Annotated in this window: 2 protein-coding genes; both read left to right on the top strand. The window is 69.0% G+C overall.

The annotated features are described in order from the left end of the window. The first annotated feature begins 98 nt into the window (after positions 1-98). Positions 99-776, top strand: coding sequence for a hypothetical protein (locus ACIRS4_RS39460; protein ID WP_404205288.1), 678 nt, complete (start codon positions 99-101; stop codon positions 774-776). Positions 777-824: 48 nt separating this feature from the next. Continuing rightward, on the top strand, positions 825-1004 hold a 180-nt coding region (locus tag ACIRS4_RS39455; protein WP_404205286.1), incomplete at its 3' end, for a hypothetical protein.

Here is a 1004-nt window from a genome sequence, read left to right as displayed (position 1 = left end):
GCAACGGAGCTAATGGGGGGCGTTCCCGGGGGAAACAGGGACAACGAGGTTCCGCACCGCACAACCGAAGTTCCGCCACGCCAGGAGAGCGAACCATCATGACCGAATCGAATCTGACCGCCACCGTCACCAAGCCGATCTACGCCACCGTCGGTGCCGGCGACGCCCTCTACGCCGTCGTGACCGACGCCGTCTCGCAGATCCGTGAGCGCGCCAACTCCGCCGACGTGCAGGGTCGCATCGAAGAGGCCCGCGAGCGCTTCGCCAACCTTCCCGCCGACCTGCAGGAGCAGGCCGAGACCCTGCGCCAGCGCGTGCAGGCGCTGCCGTCCGAGCTGCCCGAGGACCTGGCCGAGCTGCGCGAGAAGGCCACCCCCGAAGAGCTGCGCAAGCTGGTCGACCAGTACTACCACCAGCTGCTGGACTTCTACGCCGACCTGGCCGCCCGCGGCGAGGAGACCGTCGAGAAGCTGCGCGCCAACCCGGCCTTCGAGGACCGCATCGAGCTGGTCGAGACCCGCTACAACGACCTGCTGGCCCAGACCCAGGACGTGCTGGGCAAGGTCAGCGACCAGGTCGGCCCGTACCTCGGCTTCACCGCCAAGGAGGAGGCCCCGGCCGACGAGACCGTCGACGCCGAGGTCGTGGACGTGACCACCGAGACCGCTCCGGTCGAGGACGAGGCCCCCGCCGCCAAGAAGGCCGCTCCGGCCAAGAAGGCCGCGCCCGCCAAGAAGGCTGCCCCGGCCAAGAAGGCCGCCCCGGCCAAGAAGTAGGTCTTCGCGTTCCGCGAAAGAGCTTGTCGCCCTCGCGCACTCCGGTGCGTGGGGGCGACGCTCGTTTCCGGGGCAGTGCCGCTCGTTCCGGAGGTCGTGCGGATTCGTGTCGTGCCCGGAAGTCGCGGTGGCCGGGTCGTCGCTCCGTATGATGGTGGCGTGATGGGAATACCCGGACTGATTCTGTGGGTCTTGTGGCTGGCCGCGATGGGCATGACCGTGTTCGCC

The sequence above is a fragment of the Streptomyces sp. NPDC101166 genome (genome assembly GCF_044768125.1).
In the GTDB taxonomy this organism is placed as follows: Bacteria; Actinomycetota; Actinomycetes; order Streptomycetales; family Streptomycetaceae; genus Streptomyces.
Note: the sequence above shows the minus strand (reverse complement) of the source record. Positions and strands in the feature narration are given on the sequence as shown.